The following is a 19,611-nucleotide window of genomic DNA, read 5'->3' as shown; positions in this document are numbered from 1 at the left end:
GAATCCGCCGATCGGGCATTTGGGGCGGAGCGGTCGGTGCGCCTCCGGGGCCGGGCAGCCGCTCAGAGGCGGCCGTCGTCCTCGGACCCGCAGGAACTGCCGCTGCGCGGCAGGGAGCCGTAGAGCAGGAAGTCGTCGATCTTGCGGTGGACGCACTCGGACGTCCCGTAGCCGGTGTGCCCCTCCGCCCGGTTGTCCAGCACCACGGCGGAGGGGCCGAGCCGCTCGGCCGTCTCCACCGTCCAGCGGTACGGCGTGGCCGGGTCGCCCCGGGTGCCGACCAGCAGCATCTTCGGCGTGTCGAGGTCCTTGACCTGCTCGCGGATGTAGTCGGTCCCCTTGGGGCGGCCGTAGCACAGCACCACCTGGGCGAGCCGGTACGGCCCGAAGACCGGCGAGGCCTCCTCGTAGGCGCTGCGCAGCCGGGCCAGGTCCCGGGTCAGCCGTTCGGCGTCCGGACGGTTGGGGTCGTCCGCGCAGTTCACCGCCATCAGCGCCGCCGGCAGGTTGTCCAGGGGAACGTCCTCCTCGTCGACGAGGGGGTGGTCGGCCCGCCGCGGCACGGGCAGCACCATCCCCCCGGCCACGAGGGCCTCCACCCCGCGCGTGTCCCCGTCCTCCATCAGCTGGGCGAGCGCCCGCTGCAGCAGCGGCCACGTCTCCTTGGTGTAGAGGCCCTGCCCGATGGCGGCGGCCAGGTCCTGACCGGTGAACTCGTAACCGAAGTCGGTCGGCACCGGGTTCTCGTCGAGCGAGTCGACCAGCTCCACGACCTGCGTGCGGGCCGTGCGCGCGTCCTGCCCGAACGGACAGGAGAGCTCCTCGGTGCACCACGTGAGGAAGTTGTCCAGCGCGGTCTGCTGCCCCCTGGCACCGGCCAGCCCCTGCTCGGCCAGCGGCTCGGTCAGCGTGTCCACGCCGTCCAGCGCCATGCGGCCCACCTTCTCGGGGAACCGGGCGGCGTACACCGCGCCGAGCCGGGTCCCGTACGAGAATCCCAGGTAGTTGAGCTTCTCGTCGCCGAGCACCTGACGCATCACGTCCAGGTCGTGGGCGACGTCCACGGTGCCGATGTGCTCGAGGACCGGGCCCGAGTGCTCGGCGCACTCGGCGGCCACCTCGCGCAGCTTGCGCAGCGTGTCGCGCGGGTCCGCCATCTCCTCGCCGTCGGTGGCCTCCAGCGCCTGACCGGTGGCGTCGGCGCCGCAGCTGACCGGCGCGGAACGGCCGACGCCCCGCGGGTCGAAGGAGACCACGTCGTAGTCCTCGGTCAGGCCCAGGAAGTCCTCGCGGCCCTGGGCGAGTCCCAGCACCCCCGAACCGCCCGGACCGCCGAAGTTCAGCAGCAGCGAGCCCCGTGGGTCGCCGGAGGCGCGGTAGCGGGCGAGGGCCAGTTCGAGGGTGCCCCCGTCGGGCTTCGCGTAGTCGAGCGGCACGGTGACCGTCCCGCACTGCATGTCCTTCGGCAGGTCCGTGCCCTCGCAGGCCGACCACGTGATCTTCTGGTCGTAGAACCGGTCGAGGTCGGAGTCCGTCCGGTCGGTGGCCGTCAGTCCCGTGCCCAGCAGGGCCAGCCCGACCGCCCCGGTGGCCGCGCAGCGCCGGACCGAGGGCCGCACCGCGCGGCGCCGGACCGAGGGTCGCTTGGACAGCTTGGCCAGCATCGATGCCTCCAGGGACGCCCCGACCGGCGCCCTCGCCCACCATAAGCGGGCCCCGGGGCTCCCGCCCGTCGGCCCCGCGACGGCAGGCCGGGCGGTCCGGCCGCCACGAGTTCGACGGGCTGTGCCCGGGGTTCGGGCGGCGGGACGCCCGATGAGGTGAACCGGCTGCGGACGTACGGCCGGACCGTCCGGAGGAACGACCGGTCCCGTGGGTCAGCCGCGTCCGCGGTGGAACCGCCGGTGCAGCTCCTTGACCTCCTCCGCCAGCCGGGGGACGGGGCCGGCCACGGTCACGCCCGGGGCGATCTCGGAGACGGGCAGCGTCCGCACCGGCGGGGCGGGCACCCCCAGCTCGGTGAGCCAGGACGCCAGCTGCTCGGAGGAGGCGACGTACACGATGCGTCCGAGGCCCACCCAGGCGTGGGCGGCGGCGCACATCGGGCAGTGCTCGCCGGAGGTGTACACCGTGGCCGCGGCCCGTTCGGCGGGGGTCATGCGGGCGGCCGACCAGCGGGCCAGTTCGAACTCGGGGTGCCGGGTGCGGTCCCCGGAGGCCACGCGGTTGTGGTCCTCGGCGAGCACGGTGCCGTCCCCGGACACGAGCACCGAACCGAACGGCTCGTCACCGGACTCCAGCGCCTCGGCCGCCAGTTCCACGCAGCGCCGCAGGTACGGCAGTTCCTCGTCCCGCACGACCATGGTCCGGCCTCCTCGTCGCGTTCGACCGGGGCAACGGTAATCCCGTTGCCCCGCGTATCGCCCCATGATGGGGTCCGGCGCATGGATCAAGTCGATGTACTCGCCCTGTTCGACCGTGAGATGCGCAAGGGGGCGCGGCCCGACGGCCCCGGCGCGGAGGTGGAGCGAGCCGGCGCCGTGGTGCGCCAGAAGGGCCCCGCGCACGGCTGGAACGGTGTCGTCTGGTCCGCCCTGGAGACGGCGGACGCGGACGTGGTGATCGCGGAGCAGATCGCGTACTTCACCGGGCTCGGCCGCGAGTTCGAGTGGAAGCTGTACGGACACGACCTGCCGGCGGACCTCGGGCGGCGGCTCGTGGCGGCCGGATTCGTCCCCGAGCCGGTCGAGACGCTCATGGTCGGCGAGGTCGCCGGTCTCACCCTGGACACGGAGCCGCCCGAGGGGGTCCGCATCGTGCCGGTCACCGACCGGGCGGGGGCCGACCTGGTGGCCGATGTGCACGAGAGGGCGTTCGACGCCGACGCGTCCAGGCTCCGCCGGCACCTGTACGACCGGCTCGCCGCCGACGCCGACAGCGTCGTCGCCGTCGTGGCCCTGGCCGGTGACGAACCGGTGAGCGCGGCCCGTATGGAGCTGGTGCCCGGCACCTCGTTCGCCGGGCTGTGGGGCGGCGGCACCGTACGGCACTGGCGTGGGCGGGGTGTCTACCGCGCGCTGGTGGCCCACCGGGCCCGGGTCGCGGCCGACCGCGGCTACCGCTATCTCCAGGTCGATGCCTCCGGCCAGAGCCGGCCCGTCCTCGAACGCCTCGGCTTCACCCCTCTGACCACGACCACGCCGTACGTGTACGTGCCCGTGCGGTAGGGCGAAGCGGCACGGCCCATCATTGCGAGCCCTCATTGCGAGAGTTATAGTCTCTAACAGTTGTGAGGGTCGATAAGCGATCCCTCGCGCCGTCCGTCGAGGAGACCGCCATGCCCGCTGCCGCCCACGCCTCCCGCCCCCTGCACGCCGTCCTGGGATCCGGTCCCGCCGGAACCACCCTCGCCCGGGAGCTCGTCCGGCGCGGTCACGCCGTCCGGCTCGTCTCCCGGAAGGGGGACGGGCCCGAGCTCGAGGGGGTCCGGCGGCATGCCGCCGACGTCGGCACCGCCGACGGCGCACGCGCGGCCGTCGCCGGCGCCGCCGTGGTGTACCACTGCGCCAACGTCGCCTACCACCTGCAGGTCGAGGTGATGCCGCGGATCCAGGAAGCGGTGCTCGCCGCCGTCGAGGAGTCCGGAGCCCGGCTCGTCGTCCTCGACACGATCTACCCGTACGGTCCGACCGGGGGAGCGGTGATGACCGAGGACACCCCCTGGCGGGCGACCAGCCGCAAGGGCCGGATGCGCGCGACGCTCGACGAGCGGTATCTCGCCGCGCACCGGGAGGGCCGTGCCCGGGTGGTCCTCGGCCGCTCCGCCGACTTCGTCGGCCCCGGCGTGCTCAACTCCTCCCTCGGCGGAGCCGTTTTCCCGGGGGCGCTCACCGGCGGCGAGGTGATGGGGGCGGGCGACCTGGGCCTGCCGCACAGCTACACCGACATCCGGGACGTGGCGGCCGGTCTGGCCACCCTCGGCGAGCGGCCCGAGGGCGACGGGCGGGTGTGGCATCTGCCCACCGCGCCCGCCGTCAGCACCCGTGAGATCCATGCCATGATCGAGAAGCGGACCGGCCGGCCCCTGAAGGTGGTCGTCCTGGAGGAGCCGCGCCCCTTCGGCCCGTTCGACGAGGTCTTCATGGCCGAACTCGCCGAGATGTTCTACCAGTACACCGAGCCCCAGATCATGGACTCCTCGGCCTTCGAACGGGCCTTCGGCGTGACGCCGACGCCGCTCGAGGAGACCGTGGACGCCACGGTGACCTGGTACGAGCAGTGGCTGTCCCGCCGCTGACGCGGACCGCCGGATTCCGTCGGCGGCCGGTCCTCGCGCGTTCCGGCGCGACCGCTCCCGGTGCGGTGAGGTCGATCCGGAGCGGCCGCTCCACCCGGTCGACGCCCTGGGCGCCGACCGCCCCGAAGGCCCCCGCGACGGTTCCGCCCGGACGTGAAAGGGCCGGTCCACGATCGGCGCGGACCGGCGCTCGGCTCCTTTCGTGGCCCTCCTACGACCGCCGGGCGGTCTTGGCGGTCTTGGCGGCCGTGGCGGCGCAGGCCGTGCCCAGGATCAGGGTGAGGGCGCCGATGATGATGTTGTTCCAGATGACGCCGGCGTCGGGGTCACTACCGACGATCCACGGCGAGACGATCATCCACAGGCCCAGGGCGCACATGGCCCCGCTGAGGCCGTACATGCGCGCCGGGGCCGCGGTGAACCCCAGGGCGAGCAGACCGATCGCGATGCCCACGATCAGGTTGTGGGCCACGAGCGAGGGCTGGCTCGTCGTGTAGTGGAGTATCCACGGGGACACGGCGCAGTAGAGACCGAGCAGGAACACCGGTCCGTCCACGAGGGCCACATCACGACCCCCGAGCACACGGTCGTACCGTGCCCGCATCTCCGAGGCGTCGGGGTGGCTCGTGATGTCACCGCGCGGGTGTGAGACGTTGGCCATGGGTCGTCTCCTTCGACTAGCAGGCCTGACCGCGGCTGGTGCGGTATGCGGTAAGAGCCGCGTAAGTTCATTCTGCTCTTATTTTTCCTTTATGTGTAGAGCTCGTGGGGGGTCGGACCCGGTCACGCTTCTCGCCGCGGTCCACCTCCGCACGGCCCGCCACGGACGGTCGCGCGGCCGGTCCGGCGAACGGGCCGGGCGGCGCACCCGGCACCCGGCGTCGGGGAGTTCGGGCACGAGCCGTCCGCCGGTGCGCCCCGTCGCCCCGGTGACCGGGCGGAGCGGTCCCGGCCCGGTGCCCTCACAGGGGCCTCCTCGTGTCGCGCGCGGTGATGGGCGATCACTTCCCCGGAACCGCGGCTCCGTGCGGGTCCGCTCCCCTTCGGGGCGAGCGGGGGCACGTGCCCGTGACCCGGGAGGGGATCCGCCGGGTTCCCCGCGACCGCGGATCCCTCCCGATGCCGGCCGCCGCGAGCCCGCGGACGCGACCGCGTCACGGTGACTGGTCTAAACCCTTGACTGGTACAGACCAAAGCGGTTGAGTGTGCTCTCACATCCCCCACCACGGCCGCCCCCACTGCCGTGACCGGCCCCGCCGGCATGTGCGGGCGAGGTCCCGCTCAGGCATGCCCTCGCCCGGGAGCGGCCGCGTTCCGCGAAGGAGTTGTTCCCTTGTCGAGAAGACGCATCGCCGCCGTGACCGCCGCTCTCGTCCTCGCCGGCAGCGCGCCGGTGCTGCTCCCCGCCGCCACCGCCTCCGCCGCCTCGTGCTCCAGTTATCCGAACTGGGTGGCCGGAAGGTCGTACAACGCCGGTGACATCGTGCGCTACACCGACGGCCGGGCGTACATCGCCGAGCACGCCAATCCGGGGTACGACCCGGTCATCAGCACCTGGTACTGGGAGCCGTACGCCTGTGACAACGGCCCCGGAACGCCCGTCGGCACCTTCGTCGTGACCGAGGCGCAGTTCAACCAGATGTTCCCGAACCGGAATTCGTTCTACAGCTACAGCGGTCTCACCGCCGCCCTGAGCGCCTACCCCGGCTTCGCCAACACGGGCAGCGACGCGGTCAAGAAGCAGGAGGCCGCCGCCTTCCTCGCCAACGTCAGTCACGAGACCGGCGGTCTGGTGCACATCGTGGAGCAGAACACCGCCAACTACCCGCACTACTGCGACTACGGACAGCCGTTCGGGTGCCCGGCCGGGCAGTCCGCCTACTACGGGCGCGGCCCGATCCAGCTGAGCTGGAACTACAACTACAAGGCGGCGGGCGACGCGCTCGGCATCGACCTGCTGAACAACCCCTGGCTGGTGCAGAACGACTCCGCCGTCGCCTGGAAGACGGCCCTGTGGTACTGGAACACCCAGCGGGGTCCTGGGACCATGACCGCGCACAGCGCCATGGTCAACCAGGCCGGATTCGGCCACACGATCCGCGCCATCAACGGCTGGGTGGAGTGCGACGGCAAGAACCCGGCGCAGGTGCAGAGCCGGGTGACCAAGTACCAGCAGTTCACCCAGATCCTCGGAACGTCACCCGGCGGCAACCTGTACTGCTGACGCCCGACCGCTCGGTGTGCTGTCATGCACCTGACCTAAGAGCCTCGGGTCGCGGCCCGCGCACCGCACGTGCGCGGGCCGTCCCCCGGACGAAGGGCAGCCACCATGCGCACCCCCCACGCCCTGCTCGCCACGACCGTCACGGCCGCCGCGCTGGCCGCGACGGTCGTGGCACCCGCACCCGCCGCGGCGGCTCCGTCGCCCGGCGTCCACTACCTCCAGAGCGCGACGACCGGACTGAACGCCGCCGACGCCTCCGGCGCGGTCGAGCAGCACAGACCGCGCGGCGACGAGGACCACCAGCGGTGGAACCTGCGCGCCGACGGCACCCTGGAGAACACCGACAGCCCCGGCACCTGCCTCGGTCGCGCCGGCGACCAGGCCCGGACCGTGGCCTGCGCGAGCCCGGAGGCGCGCTGGGAGATCGCCCCCGTGGGCGCGGACCGGTTCACGCTCACCGTCCCCGGCTCCGACCGCCGCCTCACCGTCGCCCCGAAGCCCTCCGGCGCGGTCCATCCCGCCCCGCTCGCCGTGGGCACCGGCACGGGCGACCTCGCCACCTGGTACCTGACCCCGGTCGACCCGGTGACCCGTCCCCTGCCGCCGCGGGACCGGCGCACCCTGGACCAGGTCACCTTCCTCACCGCCCACAACGCCTACGCCAACGGCGTCGACGGCGGCTTCGCCCCGCCCTTCATCGACCTCTTCCCCAACCAGGACCGGGGCATCGAGCGCCAACTCGCCGACGGCGTCCGCGGATTCATGCTGGACATCCACCAGACCCCGGACGGCGCGATCCTCTGCCACAACAGCTGCACCCTGGTCAGCAGGCCCGTCGCCCTGTGGGTGGACCTCCAGCGGATCGTCGACTTCCTGCGCGCCCACCCCGACCAGTTCGTCACCGTCTTCCTGGAGGACTACGTCGACCCGGGCGTCCTGCGCGCCGAACTCGCCCGCGTCCAGGGGCTGTCGGACGTGCTCTACCGGCCCGACCGCACCGGTGTCCGCGAGAACGGCTGGCCGACCATGGGGCAGCTGGCCGCCGCCGGACACCGGCTGCTGATCTTCACCGACCACAGCCGCGCCGCCGACCGGGCCGCCGGAACGACCCGGGACACCTTCGGCGTGATGTACCAGCGGGAGTGGACCGTCGAGAACCACTGGTCCATGGGCCCGGGCGTCGGCGCCTCCGACTGGTCCTGCTACAGCCGGTGGTACGACGCGGGCACCGACATCCCGCTGACCCGCACCGAACCCGGCTTCCGCCCCCTGTTCGTCATGAACCACTTCCGGGACTCCGCGATCGCCTCCACGGCCGGCACGGACAACTCCAAGCTCGCCGACCGCGCCCGCCGGTTCTGCCAGCCGGCCGCCCGCAAGAAGCCCAACTACCTCGCCGTGGACCGCTACGACCTCGGCGACCCGGCGGCCGCCGTCACCGCCCTCAACACCTACGCGTATCCGTAGCCGCCTCGCCGGTCCCGCCCCGGAGCCTCCCCGGAGCGGGACTGGCGCGCCCGGCGGTTTTACGTATAACCTCTCCGGTCAATCCCCCTTCGAGAGGTCACGATGAGACGCATCCCCCTGGTCACCCTCGTCGTCGACGACTACGACGAGGCGATCCGTTTCTACACCGGGGCGCTCGGTTTCCGGCTCGCCGAGGACTCGCCCCGGCCGGACGGCGGCCGCTGGGTCGTCGTCGAGCCGGACGCCGGGCACACCGGCACGGGGCTGCTGCTCGCCCGCGCCAAGGGGGAGGCCCAGCGGGCCAGGGTCGGTGACCAGACCGGCGGGCGCGTGGGCTTCTTCCTGTACACCGACGACTTCGCCCGCGACCACGCGCGCATGGCCGCCGCCGGCGTGACCTTCCTGGAGGAGCCGCGCCACGAGCCGTACGGCTCGGTCGCCGTCTTCCAGGACCTGTACGGCAACCGCTGGGACCTGCTCCAGCCCGCCACCCCCTGATCCGCTCCGCCTTCCCGCCGAACGACCCGCCGAGGAAAGACCGCACATGTCATCTACGCGCATAGACGCAGAGACCCTCCGCCGCCTCCCCAAGGCGGTGCTGCACGACCACCTCGACGGCGGCCTGCGCCCCGCGACCGTCGTGGAACTGGCGGAGGCCGTCGGCCACACCCTGCCCACCACCGACCCCGACGAGCTCGCCGCCTGGTACGTCGAGGCCGCGAACTCCGGCGACCTGGTCCGCTACATCGCCACCTTCGAGCACACCCTCGCCGTCATGCAGACCCGTGAGGGCCTGCTGCGCACCGCTGAGGAGTACGTGCTCGACCTGGCCGCCGACGGTGTCGTCTACGGCGAGGTGCGCTACGCCCCCGAGCTGAACACCAGGGGCGGGCTGACGATGCGCGAGGTCGTGGAGACCGTCCAGGAGGGCCTCGCCGCCGGTATGGCCAAGGCCGCCGCCGCCGGGACGCCCGTCCGGGTCGGCACCCTGCTCTGCGGCATGCGGATGTTCGACCGGGTCCGCGAGGCCGCCGACCTGGCCGTCGCCTTCCGGGACGCCGGCGTGGTCGGCTTCGACATCGCCGGCGCCGAGGACGGCTTCCCGCCCGCCGACCACCTCGACGCCTTCGCGCGCCTGCGCCGCGAGAGCGTGCCCTTCACCATCCACGCCGGCGAGGCCCACGGCCTGCCCAGCATCCACCAGGCCGTCCAGGTGTGCGGCGCCCAGCGCATCGGACACGGGGTGCGCATCACCGAGGACATCGTGGAGGGCAAGCTCGGCCGCCTCGCCGGCTGGGTCCGCGACCGCCGGATCGCGCTGGAGATGTGCCCCACCTCCAACCTCCAGACCGGCGCCGCGACCTCGATCGCCGAGCACCCGATCACCGCGCTGAAGGACCTCGGCTTCCGCGTCACCCTCAACACCGACAACCGTCTCGTCTCGGGCACCACCATGACGCGGGAGATGTCCCTGCTGGTCGAGCAGGCCGGCTGGACGGCCGAGGACCTGCGCACGGTCACGGTGAACGCCGTGAAGAGCGCGTTCCTCCCGTTCGACGAGCGGAACGCGCTCATCCAGGACGTCGTCCTGCCCGGCTACGCGTCCGTGCTCTGAAGCAGCCCCCGCACGTACGCGGCCTGTCCGACGTGCTGCAGATCGTCGGACAGGACGCTGACCAGCCGTACGCCCAGGGTCACCGGGGGATCCCAGCCCTCGTCGACGACGCGCTCCAGGTCCTTGGCGGCCAGCGCGCGCAGCGCGCCGAGGGTCTGCTCGTGCACCGCGTCGTGGTAGCCGGTCAGCAGGTCACCGGAGTCGACCCGCACCTCGGCGACCTCCGCCGAGGTGTGGCCGTACCCCGTGTCGTGGCGGGGCAGGCCGAGGCCCAGGCGTTTCTCCCAGCCCTGGGAGAGCCACACCTGGTCGAGCCCGAAGGCGTCGGCGACGTGGTCGTCCTGGACCCGGGTGAGGTGCCAGACCAGCCAGGCGACGGAGTTCGCGCCGGGGCCGGGCCGGGCGTTCAGGTCGTCGGGGCCGAGGCCCTCGACGGTGGAGTGGACTTCTTCCCGGACGCGGCCGAAGCCGTCTATGAGGATGTCCTTGGCATGCATGCCCCCACCCTCGCGCATCCGCGCGCCTCACGCGCCCCCGTCGTCCAGCAGGGTCATCAGCGCCCGCGCCGCCGGACTCGTCGCCCGCGGTGACGGCACCAGGGCGACCGTCTCGTACACCGCCTCCCCGGTGTCCTTCAGCGGGAGCGCGGTGAGGGCCTCCCGCTTGTGCCGGAAGTGCCGCGGCACGACGGCGACGCCCAGGTTCTCGTCGACCAGGTCGAGCAGGCTGTGCACGTCGTTCACCTCCAGCGCCACCGTGCGCCGTACGCCCGCGGCGGCGAAGGCCGCGTCGGTGGCGCGGCGCGGACCCCAGTCCGGGTGGAAGTCGACGAAGACCTCGTCGCCGAGATCGCGCGGGGTCAGCGGCGCCCCGGCGCGCGCGAGGCGGTGGCCGGGGTGGCAGAGCACCGTCATCGGCTCGCTGGTCAGCGGCACCGACCGCAGTTGCTCCGGGTCCGCCTCCGTCCGGTAGGCGAAGGCCAGGTCCAGCCGCCCCGCCGCGACCTCCTCCGCCAGCGCGGCCGAACCCCACTGCCGCAGCCGGATCTCCACGTCCGGGTGGAGCCGCCGGAACGTGGCGAGCAGCTCCGCCACGTTCACCCCGGCGATGCACTGCTCGGCGCCGACCGCGAGGGTGCCGCGCAGCACGCCCTGCACCGCGGCCACCGCCTCGTGCGCGGCCCGCACCTGGGCGAGGATCCGCTCGGCCTCCGCCAGCAGTGCCCGGCCGGCCTCGGTGAGCGTCACCCTGCGGGTCGTGCGGACGAACAGCGGGGTCTGCAGCTCGCGCTCCAGGGCGCGGATGGACGCGGACAGGCCCGACTGGGAGACCATCAGCCGTTCCGCCGCGCGGGTGAAGTGCTGGTCCTCGGCCACGGCGACGAAGTGCTGGAGGTGACGCAGTTCCATGATTGAGAAGCGTATCCGCTGAATTCCATCGGATTCTTCTGTTGGACCACTGCCCGCAGGTCGCGACAGAGTGGACGGGCGGTTCGACGGAACCGTCCAAGACGTGTGCCAACCCCTCTGGAGTCGTGTTGTACACCGCACACCCCGACCGTTACGCGGACATGCCCTACCGGCGCACCGGCCGCAGCGGCCTGAAGCTCCCCGCGCTCTCGCTCGGCCTGTGGCACAACTTCGGTCCCGACCGCGCGGCCGGGACCCAGCGCGCCATCCTGCGCCGCGCCTTCGACCTGGGCGTCACCCACTTCGACCTCGCCAACAACTACGGGCCCCCGCCGGGCGCGGCCGAGTCCGCCCTCGGCGAGGCGCTGAAGGCGGACTTCGCGCCGTACCGCGACGAACTGGTGATCTCCACCAAGGCCGGTTACCTGATGTGGCCCGGCCCGTACGGCGAATGGGGCTCGCGCAAGTACCTGCTCTCCTCGCTGGACCAGAGCCTGAGCCGGATGGGCCTGGACTACGTGGACATCTTCTACTCGCACCGCTTCGACCCGGAGACTCCGCTGGAGGAGACGATGGGCGCGCTGCACTCGGCGGTCCAGCAGGGCAAGGCGCTGTACGTCGGTGTGTCCAACTACTCCGCGGAGCAGACCCGCGAGGCCGCCCGCATCCTCGGTGAGCTGGGCACCCCGCTGCTGATCAACCAGCCCCGCTACTCGATGCTCGACCGCCGCCCGGAGGACGAGGGGTTGATGGACGCCCTGGACGAGCTCCAGGTCGGCTCCATCGCCTACTCCCCGCTGGAGCAGGGCCTGCTGACCGCCCGCTACCTGGACGGCATCCCCGAGGACTCCCGGGCCGCGAGCGACAGTCCCTTCCTGAACACCGACGCCGTCACCGGGGAGCTGGTGGGCCGGCTGCGCGCGCTCGACGAGATCGCCGCCTCGCGCGGCCAGACCCTGGCGCAGATGGCGCTGTCCTGGGTGCTGCGCGGCGGCCGCCTCACCTCCGCCCTGGTCGGCGCGAGCAGCCCGCAGCAGCTCGAGGACAGCGTCACCGCCACGCGGAACCTCGACTTCAGCGAGGAGGAGCTGGCCCGCATCGACGCGGTCGTGAAGCAGTAGGGACACCGCCATGGGCCGGGCGCCGTGCAGCCGCCCGGCCCATGGCCGTCGACGAGGTCACATGCGCCCCGTCGGCCACACCCGCATCGTTTCGGCCAGCGGCGGCCGTGAATATGCCAGGAGACTGGCCGGAAACACGTGGTGACAGTGTTTCAGCGGTGAACATACTCGACATCGAGAGCGCTTCACACCGCGCGACGGCGCCCTCACGCACAGCATGCGAGCCGCGAGGCGGGCAGCCGGCCCGCCCCGGCGGGCGAGCAACGCAGCGGGGGAGGGAACGTGCACGACGAATTCCTGTGCCATGTCACCGCGTACGGGGTCTGCGACGGCCGGCGCATCGGCGTACCGCTCGGCACCTACCGGGCGCCCACCCTCGCCCTGGCCCTGTGGTGGCTGCGCGACCGCGCCCTCTGGATCGCCGAGCGTCTCGACCCGCAGCCCGACGCCGAGCACTTACCGCCGGGAGCGCTCGTCCCCGTCGCCGACGGCGTCCCCGACGTACCCGCCGTGCTGCGCACCTGGTGCGGCGACGTCGCCCGGCAGGAGGAGGTGGCCGAGACGCTCGCCGCCGGACGGATGGTACGCGTCGCCACCGGTGACGACACCACCGAGTACGAACTGCTGGCCGAGTCCGTGGACGCCCTGCGCATGCAGCGCGCCGCCCGGGTGCTCGGTGTTCCCGTCGCCTGAGGCGCACGGCCGCGCCCCGGCCGGTGACGCCGGGCACTCGAACGGGTCAATGGGTAGAATCCAGTCATGGCGGAGCGGCCGGTCGCCCCGGAGCTCGTCCTGGAGACCGAGACGGGCTCCACCGTGATGAGTCCGGTCCGCGACTACCACGTGGGACGCGACCCGTCGAGCGACATCGTCTTCGACGACGCCCGGGTCTCCTGGCACCATGCGGTGCTCCGTTCCGAGGACGGCCGCTGGACCGTCGAGGACGAGCACAGCACCCACGGCACCTACGCCAACGGTCAGCGCATCCGCGCCCGGGAGGTCGGCCCCGGCAACGTCATCCACTTCGGCAATCCCGACGACGGCCCCCGCGCCGTCCTCGCCGCCCCCGCGCGCGACCGGCCGCAGGCGGTCTCCCATCCCGCCCTCACCCACACCTTCCGACAGCCGGCCTCCGTACGACCGCTGCCCACCCGCACCGTCCGCATCGGCCGGGACCCCGACAACGACCTGGTCGTCGACGACCTGATCGTCTCCCGGCACCACGCCGAACTGCACGTCCACGCCGACGGCTCGTACGAGATCGTCGACCTCGGCAGCCACAACGGCACCTACCTCAACGGCGTGCCGGTCGACCGGGCCGACATCCGCCCCGGCGACATCGTCGGCGTCGGCCACTCCGACTTCTGCCTGATCGGCGACGAACTCCAGGAGTACGTCGACACCGGCGAGGTCTCCCTCGACGTCCAGGACCTCACCGTCACCGTCGACCGGGGCACCAAGCGCCTCCTCGACCACGTCTCCTTCCCGGTGGGGGAGAAGTGCCTGCTCGCGGTCGTCGGCCCGAGCGGTGCCGGCAAGTCCACCCTGATGAACGCGCTCACCGGTCAGCGCCCCGCCGACCACGGCACCGTCCTCTACGACGGCCGCGACCTCTACCACGACTACGCCGAGCTGCGTCAGCGCATCGGCCTCGTCCCGCAGGACGACATCCTGCACACCCAGCTGACCGTCCACGCCGCCCTGTCCTACGCCGCCGAACTGCGCTTCCCGCAGGACACCGCCCAGGCCGAACGACGGGCCCGGGTCGACGAGGTGATCCGCGAACTCGGCCTCGGGGAGCGGGCCCGCCAGCACGTGCACAGCCTGTCCGGCGGCCAGCGCAAACGGGTCAGCGTCGCGCTGGAACTGCTGACCAAGCCGTCGCTGCTCTTCCTCGACGAGCCGACCTCCGGCCTCGACCCCGGCATGGACCGCTCGGTGATGCGCATGCTGCGCGGCCTCGCCGACGACGGCCGGACCGTCGTCGTCGTCACCCACAGCGTGCTCAGCCTGGACGTCTGCGACCGCCTCCTCGTCCTCGCCCCCGGCGGCAGGACCGCCTACTACGGCCCGCCCGGTGACGCCCTCGCCTTCTTCGGCTTCGAGCACTGGCCGGAGGCCTTCGAGGCGTTCGAGCAGCAGCAGGACCGGGACTGGGCGGGGCAGTACCGCGACTCGCCCTTCCACCGGCGGTACGTCGCCGAGGCCGCCGCCCAGCCCCAGCGGCCCCGCGAGGAGCCGGTCCTCGTGGGACCCCTGCCCCGGCCGCGCGGTTGGGGCGCCCAGCTCCGCACCCTGGTCCGCCGCTACACCGCCGCGCTCGCCGCGGACCGCACCTTCCTCGCCATCATGATCGCGCTGCCGTTCGTGATGGGTGCCATGGCGCGGGCCCTCGCGGGCAGCGAGCTGACGCGCAGGTCCGCCATGAACGCCCTGCTCATCCTGTGCGTCGGCGCGGTCCTCACCGGCGCGGCCAACGCGGTGCGCGAACTCGTCAAAGAGCGGGTGATCTACCAGCGGGAGCGGGCCGTGGGCCTGTCCAGATCGGCGTACCTGATGTCCAAGGTGGTCGTGCTCGGCACGGTCACCGTGCTCCAGGCCGTGGTGCTGACCCTCGTCGCACTGCTCGGTGTGGACCTGAACGCACCCGGTGACGAAGGCGTGTTGATGCCGCCCCTTGTCGAGATCACCGTCGCCGTCGCGCTGCTCGCCTTCACCGCGATGATGCTCGGCCTGCTGGTCTCCGCGGTGGTCCGCAAGGAGGAGGTGACGATGCCGCTGCTGGTGCTGCTCGCCATCGTCCAGGTCGTCTTCTGCGGCGCCCTGCTGCCGCTCGAGGGCGTGCTCGTGCTGGAGCAGCTGGCCTGGCTGGTACCCGCCCGCTGGGGGTTCGCCGCGATGGCCGGCACCATCGGGCTCCCCTCGCTCTCGCCCGGCGACCTGAGCCGTGATCCGCTCTTCGCGCACACGGCGGACGTGTGGCTGCTCGCCGTCGGCATGCTGCTCGCCCTGTCGCTGGTCCTCGGCCTGCTGGTGTCCCGTCTGCTGCGGCGTCACGAGCCGGCCGTGATGCGGGGGTAGGGGCCGACGACGACGGCCCCGGATTCCGTCCCACGCACGTCGTCCCGCCGCCGTCCCCACGCACGTCGTCCCGCCGCCACGGACCGCCGACCGCACCGACCTCGCCCCACGGACCGACGCCGTCCTCGCCGGGGCCCCGGCGAAGGCCCCCGACGACCGCTGCGCCTCCTGCCGGGTACTTCGTCGCGGCCCTGCCCCGCACACCGCCGCCACGGGCGGCGGGAACACGGCCGTGACCGGCCGTCCGGCGACGCCGAGGGACCTGCGTGTGCCCGGCCCCGGCGCGGGCGAGGACCGGCCCGAGCCGCCGCGTCGGGCGCGGCCGGCGTTCGGTCCGCGGGTGTGAACCCGGTCAGCGGTCGGCCCTGCCCCTCCGGGGTACCCCGCGCGCCGACAGCGCCCCCGCGAAACCCGTGACCAGGCCCCACAGCAGGGCCAGGCCCAGGGCGCTCCACAGCCGTGGCCTCAGCAGCACCTGGCCGGAGAAGCCCTCGCCGAGGTCACCGATGCCGAGCACGGACAGGCCGAACCGTGCGGAGATCCGGACCGTGAGGCAGATCATCAGCACGGTCGACGCCAGCGCCGGCGCCATGCGCACGGCGTGCTGCCAGGCGGGGACCCGGGCCGGGGACCGGGCCGCCGTCACGGACGCGGTGGCCAGCAGCAGCACCGCGTCCACCACCAGCAGCCACCACCACCTCCCGCCGTCGTGCTCGGTGAGCGTGCGCAGGTTCAGGGCGGAGACGTCCGGGGTGCGCAGCACCTCGTCGAGCACCTGAGGCATGGGCAGCCCGAAGGGCCCCTCCACCCTGCCGTCCCAGGTGGCACCGAGCCCGATCGTCAGCGCCAGCCACGCCACGTTGGGCAGCCCCAGCAGGATCACGGCGAACGTCTCGGCCGGGTGCCCCCGGGTGGCGGCGACGACCAGCGCGATGACGAGGCAGATGACGACGGCGGCCAGCAACAGCAGCACCATCGCGTGCGCCGCCGGACGCGCCGACGTCTGGAAGCGCAGCAGCCCGGCCGGCAGCGGGGCACCCTGGGACACCAGCAGTGACACCACCAGCACCCCCGCCAGCCAGAGCAGGCCGATCAGGACGGTCGGCGGCACGTCGGTGGAGAACCCCACCACCGGCCTGATCCCGAACAGGTCACCCAGGTCACCGAGCGGGCCGTCCCCGAGGGAGAGCTCGAACGTGTGCCGCGCGGCGAGCGCGAGGCCGAGGAGCGCGAACAGCCACAGGGCGGCGATCCTCGCGGCCCACCCGGCCAGCTCGGGCGCTCCGGCGACCGCGTGGTGCCGCAGCGGGCGCAGGAAGGCCCGGCCGATGACCAGCGCCCCGACGAGGGTGACGGACAGCGGGACGACCGTCAGACCGCCCTCCGTGCCGGCCAGGTCGCCGGCGTCCCCGGAGAGCTCCACCGAGCCGCCGACAGCCGCGACCACCGTCGCCGCGACCACCGGAGGGAAGGAACCGCCCGGAAGGTCCGTGGCACCCGCCGCCCACAGCCCGAGCGCGGCCACCGCGCCCATGGCGATCAGCGCGCCGAGTACCGCGGCGAGGGCCTGCGCCCAGCCGTGACGGGCGGCCGGACGGCCGGAGAAGGTGCGTGAACTCACGTCTGCACGCTAAGCAGCCCCGCCCGCCCCCGCCCGCCGGGAGGTCCGTCCGCGCGGCATGTCCTCCCCGTGGTGCCCGTCGCCCGTCCGGACCACCAGGGCGTGGTCCCCGAGACCCAGCAGGCGCTCGGCCGGCAGCTCGCCGAGGGTCGTCAGGACCGCCTCGATGCGGGCGGTGGCCGGATCGAACGCCGCGTCGAGCACGGTGCCGCGCTCCTCGCCGCACTCGGTGAGCACCCTGCTCCCCACCAGGTCACGGTGGGGCGGGACCTCGGCCGGCCGGCCGGCCGGGCGCGCGATCAGCATGTCCGGGCCGGCCGCGCCCAGGTCGGCCCAGGCCACCACGGCCTCCCTGCGCAACCGCCCGCGCCGTATCCGGACGTGCGTGACCTCCCCGGACGCCGCGTCGACCGTCAGCGCGCGCACCGCCCCGACCCGGTCCGCGTCGCCCGGGGTGAGGACGGGCAGCCCGCGCACCCGTGAGAACAGCATCACCGGGCCGCACCCCTCCCGAGGCCGTGACGGGCGCCGGTCCGGGCGACGGAGGACGGCAGGTCGTCGGTGACGTACGCCGTCGCGTGCGCCGGGATCACCAGCGTCCGGCCGGAGACGCTCAGGACCTCGCCCCGCGGCACGTACACCTGGTGCCGGCGGTGCCGGGAGCCGTGCACCAGCTCCCGGTGCGCGGCGAGCCGGAACGCGACGAGCCGGCCGCTGGTGCCGCCCTCGACCAGCACGTCGAGCACCGTGCCCACCAGGTCGCCCTCGTCGGTCAGCACGTGCGCCCCGAGCAGCCGCCCGCGCAGGGCGTCACGGCGCGCCACCGACAGCGGCAGGTCGCACAGCGCCCCCTCGTCGCGGACCATCACCGCGTGAGGGCCCAGGCAGTGCACCGCCGGCCAGGGCAGATCCCGCGGCAGCGGGCCCGACATCAGGGTCCGGCCGGTGAGGGTGAAGCTCGCGATCCGCCCGGCCGCCGGGTCGAAGACCGTGTCCTTGACGTGTGCCACGGCATCGCCGCCCAGCGTCACCACGGGCAGCGTCGTCAGGCTCCGCACCGCCGTCAGTCCGTTCATGGCGCCCCTTCCGCCGAACCCCGGCGGAACCCGGGTTCCCCGCCCCGTGGAGCCGAACACCGATCAGGGGGACTGTGCCGCGAGAGCCGGGGTACCAGGACCGGTGCGGATTCGTCCGGCCGACCCGGCTTCGCGGAAAGAAACGAGCATGACCTACCACCTGGACGGGGCAGTGATACCGATTGGCTTCGACGTGCCCGTGGAACCGCTGCGGCGGGCGGCACACTTCACCGGTGAGCCGGGATGCATCGCCGAGGCGCGGGCGTTCGCCGCGCACTTCCTCCAGCAGCTCAGGACCGAGTGGTGCGCCACGATCGACGAGCGGGCCGACGGCGCGGTGCTGCTGGTGGTGAGCGAACTGGTCACCAACGCGGACCGGCACAGCGACGGCCCGTACATCCTGGAGCTGGAGGGCACGGACACCTCGCTCACGGTGGCGGTCTACGACAGCAGCGCCAGCCTGCCCCGGGTCTTCCCCCGCAACCCCGAACGCGTCGGCCGGCACGGTCTGGAGATCGTCCGCGCGCTGGCGCGGGACGTCCGTGTGGAACGCGTGCCGGTCGGCAAGTGTGTGCGCGCCGTGCTGGAGCTCGGCGCCGCCTGACCGGCCGCGTCGTCGTCCGTCCGGTCAGGCGCAGCCGAGTTCGCCCAGCATGCCCTCGCGCAGCCGGGTGATGATCCGCTTGATCAGGCGGGACACATGCATCTGCGAGCAGCCGAGGCGCTCGCCGATCTCCGCCTGGGTGGCCTCCTCCACGAACCGCATGTGGATGATCTCCCGGTCGCGTTCGCTGAGCTCGGCCATGAGCGGAGCGAGCGAGTGGAAGTCCTCGACGAGGCGCAGCCCCTCCTCCTCGACCCCGATGAAGTCGGCCAGGACGGCCTCGCCGTTCTCCGGGCCGTCACCGGTGAGGGCGGCGTCCAGCGACGACGAGTTGTACCCGTTCGCGGCGATCTGCCCCTCGACGACCTGCTGCTCGGTGATGTTCATCAGCGTGGCGAGCTCACCGACCGTGGGCTCCCGGTCCAGCCGGCTGGCGAGTTCCTCGCGGGCCTTCGCCAGCTCGACCCGCAGCTCCTGGAGCCGGCGCGGCACGTGCACGGCCCACGTGGTGTCCCGGAAGAAACGCTTGATCTCACCGACGATGTACGGCAGCGCGAAGGAGGTGAACTCGACCTCGCGGGACAGCTCGAACCGGTCGATGGCCTTGATCAGGCCGATCATGCCGGTCTGCACGATGTCGTCCATGTCGTCGCCGCGGCCGCGGAACCGCCCGGCCGCGAACCGGACGAGGGACATGTTCATCTCGATGAGGGTGTTGCGCGCGTACTGGTACTCGTGCGTGCCCTCCTCCAGCTCCGCCATGCGACGGAAGAACTGGCGGGACAGCTCCCTGGCATCGCGCGGGGCCACGGCGCGCGGATCCACCACGGCCCGCCGATTCCCGTCACCCGTCCCGGCCTCGGTGTGCATCTCCGCTACCTGCGCCTGCGACCGGATCACGGCGGTCCTCATTACCTCTCCCCACGGACGTCACGGCTGACATGTGCCTGAGCCCTGCGGGTACCCAGGTCACACGAACCCATGCCCACCGTGTTCCGAGAGGCTCGGAACCGCGGTGCGCACCGGTCGTCACTCGTACGTCCGATGGTACGGGGGCGCGGCCCGCGCGGCAGCCCGGGCCGCGCCCGGGAGCGCC

General features: G+C 73.0%; 19 protein-coding genes and 1 pseudogene. 10 read left to right on the top strand and 10 right to left on the bottom strand.

The window, feature by feature from the left end; all coding sequences use genetic code 11:
• Window positions 1–62 precede the first annotated feature (62 nt).
• Window positions 63–1,664 carry an alpha/beta hydrolase gene (locus tag KUM38_RS22800; protein WP_217131278.1) on the bottom strand — a complete coding sequence of 534 codons (1,602 nt, stop codon included), beginning with the start codon at window positions 1,662–1,664 and terminating at the stop codon, window positions 63–65.
• 213 nt (window positions 1,665–1,877) lie between these two features.
• Window positions 1,878–2,363 carry a nucleoside deaminase gene (locus tag KUM38_RS22795; RefSeq protein ID WP_217131277.1) on the bottom strand — a complete coding sequence of 162 codons (486 nt, stop codon included), beginning with the start codon at window positions 2,361–2,363 and terminating at the stop codon, window positions 1,878–1,880.
• 81 nt (window positions 2,364–2,444) lie between these two features.
• On the opposite strand from KUM38_RS22795, the gene KUM38_RS22790 reads away from it, so the two are divergent.
• Together KUM38_RS22790 and KUM38_RS22785 are read left to right on the top strand one after the other, a co-directional pair.
• Window positions 2,445–3,227, top strand: a complete 783-nt coding sequence (locus tag KUM38_RS22790; protein ID WP_217131276.1) for a GNAT family N-acetyltransferase — start codon at window positions 2,445–2,447, stop codon at window positions 3,225–3,227.
• A gap of 110 nt (window positions 3,228–3,337) precedes the next feature.
• The gene (locus tag KUM38_RS22785; RefSeq protein ID WP_217131275.1) at window positions 3,338–4,297 is read left to right on the top strand and encodes an NAD-dependent epimerase/dehydratase family protein; all 960 of its coding nucleotides are present in this window, start codon (window positions 3,338–3,340) and stop codon (window positions 4,295–4,297) included.
• A 211-nt stretch (window positions 4,298–4,508) separates the two neighbouring features.
• Here KUM38_RS22785 and KUM38_RS22780 read toward each other — a convergent pair whose 3' ends face one another.
• Together KUM38_RS22780 and KUM38_RS43650 are read right to left on the bottom strand one after the other, a co-directional pair.
• Window positions 4,509–4,958, bottom strand: coding sequence for an SPW repeat protein (locus KUM38_RS22780; protein ID WP_217131274.1), 450 nt, complete (start codon window positions 4,956–4,958; stop codon window positions 4,509–4,511).
• A gap of 121 nt (window positions 4,959–5,079) precedes the next feature.
• Window positions 5,080–5,243, bottom strand: a pseudogene (locus tag KUM38_RS43650) (DUF2867 domain-containing protein); the annotation flags it as partial.
• A 387-nt stretch (window positions 5,244–5,630) separates the two neighbouring features.
• On the opposite strand from KUM38_RS43650, the gene KUM38_RS22775 reads away from it, so the two are divergent.
• The 4 genes from KUM38_RS22775 to KUM38_RS22760 all read left to right on the top strand — a co-directional run bounded on the left by KUM38_RS22775 (window position 5,631) and on the right by KUM38_RS22760 (window position 9,603).
• Window positions 5,631–6,521: a glycoside hydrolase family 19 protein gene (locus KUM38_RS22775; protein WP_217131273.1), complete on the top strand. Its 891-nt coding sequence runs from the start codon at window positions 5,631–5,633 to the stop codon at window positions 6,519–6,521.
• 105 nt (window positions 6,522–6,626) lie between these two features.
• A complete protein-coding gene (locus tag KUM38_RS22770) occupies window positions 6,627–7,988 on the top strand; it encodes a PI-PLC domain-containing protein (RefSeq protein WP_217131272.1) in 1,362 nt (453 codons plus the stop codon).
• A gap of 102 nt (window positions 7,989–8,090) precedes the next feature.
• Window positions 8,091–8,486 (top strand): VOC family protein, encoded by a 396-nt coding sequence (locus KUM38_RS22765; RefSeq protein WP_217131271.1) that lies wholly within the window; start codon window positions 8,091–8,093, stop codon window positions 8,484–8,486.
• A 46-nt stretch (window positions 8,487–8,532) separates the two neighbouring features.
• A complete protein-coding gene (locus KUM38_RS22760) occupies window positions 8,533–9,603 on the top strand; it encodes an adenosine deaminase (protein WP_217131270.1) in 1,071 nt (356 codons plus the stop codon).
• On the opposite strand, the gene KUM38_RS22755 is transcribed toward KUM38_RS22760, so the two are convergent.
• Both KUM38_RS22755 and KUM38_RS22750 read right to left on the bottom strand, forming a co-directional pair.
• Entirely contained in the window at window positions 9,585–10,100 is a 516-nt protein-coding gene (locus KUM38_RS22755) for a DUF664 domain-containing protein (protein WP_217131269.1), read from the bottom strand. The genes KUM38_RS22760 and KUM38_RS22755 overlap by 19 nt on opposite strands.
• A gap of 27 nt (window positions 10,101–10,127) precedes the next feature.
• On the bottom strand, window positions 10,128–11,012 hold the full coding sequence (locus KUM38_RS22750) for a LysR family transcriptional regulator (RefSeq protein WP_217131268.1): 885 nt from the start codon (window positions 11,010–11,012) through the stop codon (window positions 10,128–10,130).
• 128 nt (window positions 11,013–11,140) lie between these two features.
• On the opposite strand from KUM38_RS22750, the gene mgrA reads away from it, so the two are divergent.
• The 3 genes from mgrA (at window position 11,141) to KUM38_RS22735 (ending at window position 15,214) form a co-directional block, all read left to right on the top strand.
• The gene (gene mgrA / locus KUM38_RS22745; RefSeq protein WP_302181253.1) at window positions 11,141–12,133 is read left to right on the top strand and encodes an L-glyceraldehyde 3-phosphate reductase; all 993 of its coding nucleotides are present in this window, start codon (window positions 11,141–11,143) and stop codon (window positions 12,131–12,133) included.
• A 282-nt stretch (window positions 12,134–12,415) separates the two neighbouring features.
• Entirely contained in the window at window positions 12,416–12,826 is a 411-nt protein-coding gene (locus KUM38_RS22740) for a hypothetical protein (RefSeq protein ID WP_217131266.1), read from the top strand.
• Between the two features lie 66 nt (window positions 12,827–12,892).
• Window positions 12,893–15,214 carry an FHA domain-containing protein gene (locus KUM38_RS22735; RefSeq protein ID WP_217131265.1) on the top strand — a complete coding sequence of 774 codons (2,322 nt, stop codon included), beginning with the start codon at window positions 12,893–12,895 and terminating at the stop codon, window positions 15,212–15,214.
• Window positions 15,215–15,566: 352 nt separating this feature from the next.
• Here the strand turns inward: KUM38_RS22735 and KUM38_RS22730 are convergent, their stop codons facing one another.
• From KUM38_RS22730 to KUM38_RS22720, 3 genes are read right to left on the bottom strand one after another with little or no spacing between them, the layout of a single operon-like run.
• Window positions 15,567–16,835, bottom strand: a complete 1,269-nt coding sequence (locus KUM38_RS22730; protein ID WP_217131264.1) for a streptophobe family protein — start codon at window positions 16,833–16,835, stop codon at window positions 15,567–15,569.
• Between the two features lie 9 nt (window positions 16,836–16,844).
• On the bottom strand, window positions 16,845–17,327 hold the full coding sequence (locus KUM38_RS22725) for a PRC-barrel domain-containing protein (protein WP_254397604.1): 483 nt from the start codon (window positions 17,325–17,327) through the stop codon (window positions 16,845–16,847).
• The gene (locus tag KUM38_RS22720; protein WP_217131263.1) at window positions 17,327–17,911 is read right to left on the bottom strand and encodes a PRC-barrel domain-containing protein; all 585 of its coding nucleotides are present in this window, start codon (window positions 17,909–17,911) and stop codon (window positions 17,327–17,329) included. Before KUM38_RS22720 ends, KUM38_RS22725 begins: the two co-directional genes overlap by 1 nt.
• A 148-nt stretch (window positions 17,912–18,059) precedes the next feature.
• Here KUM38_RS22720 and KUM38_RS22715 point away from each other — a divergent pair, with 148 nt between their 5' ends.
• Complete coding sequence (locus KUM38_RS22715) at window positions 18,060–18,515, top strand: ATP-binding protein (protein WP_217131262.1); 456 nt, start codon at window positions 18,060–18,062, stop codon at window positions 18,513–18,515.
• A gap of 24 nt (window positions 18,516–18,539) precedes the next feature.
• Here the strand turns inward: KUM38_RS22715 and KUM38_RS22710 are convergent, their stop codons facing one another.
• Window positions 18,540–19,427: an RNA polymerase sigma factor SigF gene (locus KUM38_RS22710; protein ID WP_217131261.1), complete on the bottom strand. Its 888-nt coding sequence runs from the start codon at window positions 19,425–19,427 to the stop codon at window positions 18,540–18,542.
• Window positions 19,428–19,611 lie beyond the last annotated feature (184 nt).

This window comes from Streptomyces sp. AC558_RSS880, from assembly GCF_019049255.1.
In the GTDB taxonomy this organism is placed as follows: Bacteria; Actinomycetota; Actinomycetes; order Streptomycetales; family Streptomycetaceae; genus Streptomyces.
This window is presented reverse-complemented; position numbering and strand designations above follow the sequence as displayed.

Excerpts from the sequence above, each read along its gene's own strand:
- KUM38_RS22770 (WP_217131272.1), top strand. The coding sequence starts at position 6,627 with ATGCGCACCCCCCACGCCCTGCTCGCCACGACCGTCACGGCCGCCGCG.
- KUM38_RS22720 (WP_217131263.1), bottom strand. The coding sequence starts at position 17,911 with ATGAACGGACTGACGGCGGTGCGGAGCCTGACGACGCTGCCCGTGGTG.
- KUM38_RS22785 (WP_217131275.1), top strand. The coding sequence starts at position 3,338 with ATGCCCGCTGCCGCCCACGCCTCCCGCCCCCTGCACGCCGTCCTGGGA.
- KUM38_RS22750 (WP_217131268.1), bottom strand. The coding sequence starts at position 11,012 with ATGGAACTGCGTCACCTCCAGCACTTCGTCGCCGTGGCCGAGGACCAG.
- KUM38_RS22715 (WP_217131262.1), top strand. The coding sequence starts at position 18,060 with ATGACCTACCACCTGGACGGGGCAGTGATACCGATTGGCTTCGACGTG.
- KUM38_RS22800 (WP_217131278.1), bottom strand. The coding sequence starts at position 1,664 with ATGCTGGCCAAGCTGTCCAAGCGACCCTCGGTCCGGCGCCGCGCGGTG.
- KUM38_RS22710 (WP_217131261.1), bottom strand. The coding sequence starts at position 19,427 with ATGAGGACCGCCGTGATCCGGTCGCAGGCGCAGGTAGCGGAGATGCAC.
- KUM38_RS22735 (WP_217131265.1), top strand. The coding sequence starts at position 12,893 with ATGGCGGAGCGGCCGGTCGCCCCGGAGCTCGTCCTGGAGACCGAGACG.
- KUM38_RS22760 (WP_217131270.1), top strand. The coding sequence starts at position 8,533 with ATGTCATCTACGCGCATAGACGCAGAGACCCTCCGCCGCCTCCCCAAG.
- KUM38_RS22725 (WP_254397604.1), bottom strand. The coding sequence starts at position 17,327 with ATGCTGTTCTCACGGGTGCGCGGGCTGCCCGTCCTCACCCCGGGCGAC.
- KUM38_RS22755 (WP_217131269.1), bottom strand. The coding sequence starts at position 10,100 with ATGCATGCCAAGGACATCCTCATAGACGGCTTCGGCCGCGTCCGGGAA.
- KUM38_RS22795 (WP_217131277.1), bottom strand. The coding sequence starts at position 2,363 with ATGGTCGTGCGGGACGAGGAACTGCCGTACCTGCGGCGCTGCGTGGAA.
- KUM38_RS22780 (WP_217131274.1), bottom strand. The coding sequence starts at position 4,958 with ATGGCCAACGTCTCACACCCGCGCGGTGACATCACGAGCCACCCCGAC.
- KUM38_RS22765 (WP_217131271.1), top strand. The coding sequence starts at position 8,091 with ATGAGACGCATCCCCCTGGTCACCCTCGTCGTCGACGACTACGACGAG.
- KUM38_RS22790 (WP_217131276.1), top strand. The coding sequence starts at position 2,445 with ATGGATCAAGTCGATGTACTCGCCCTGTTCGACCGTGAGATGCGCAAG.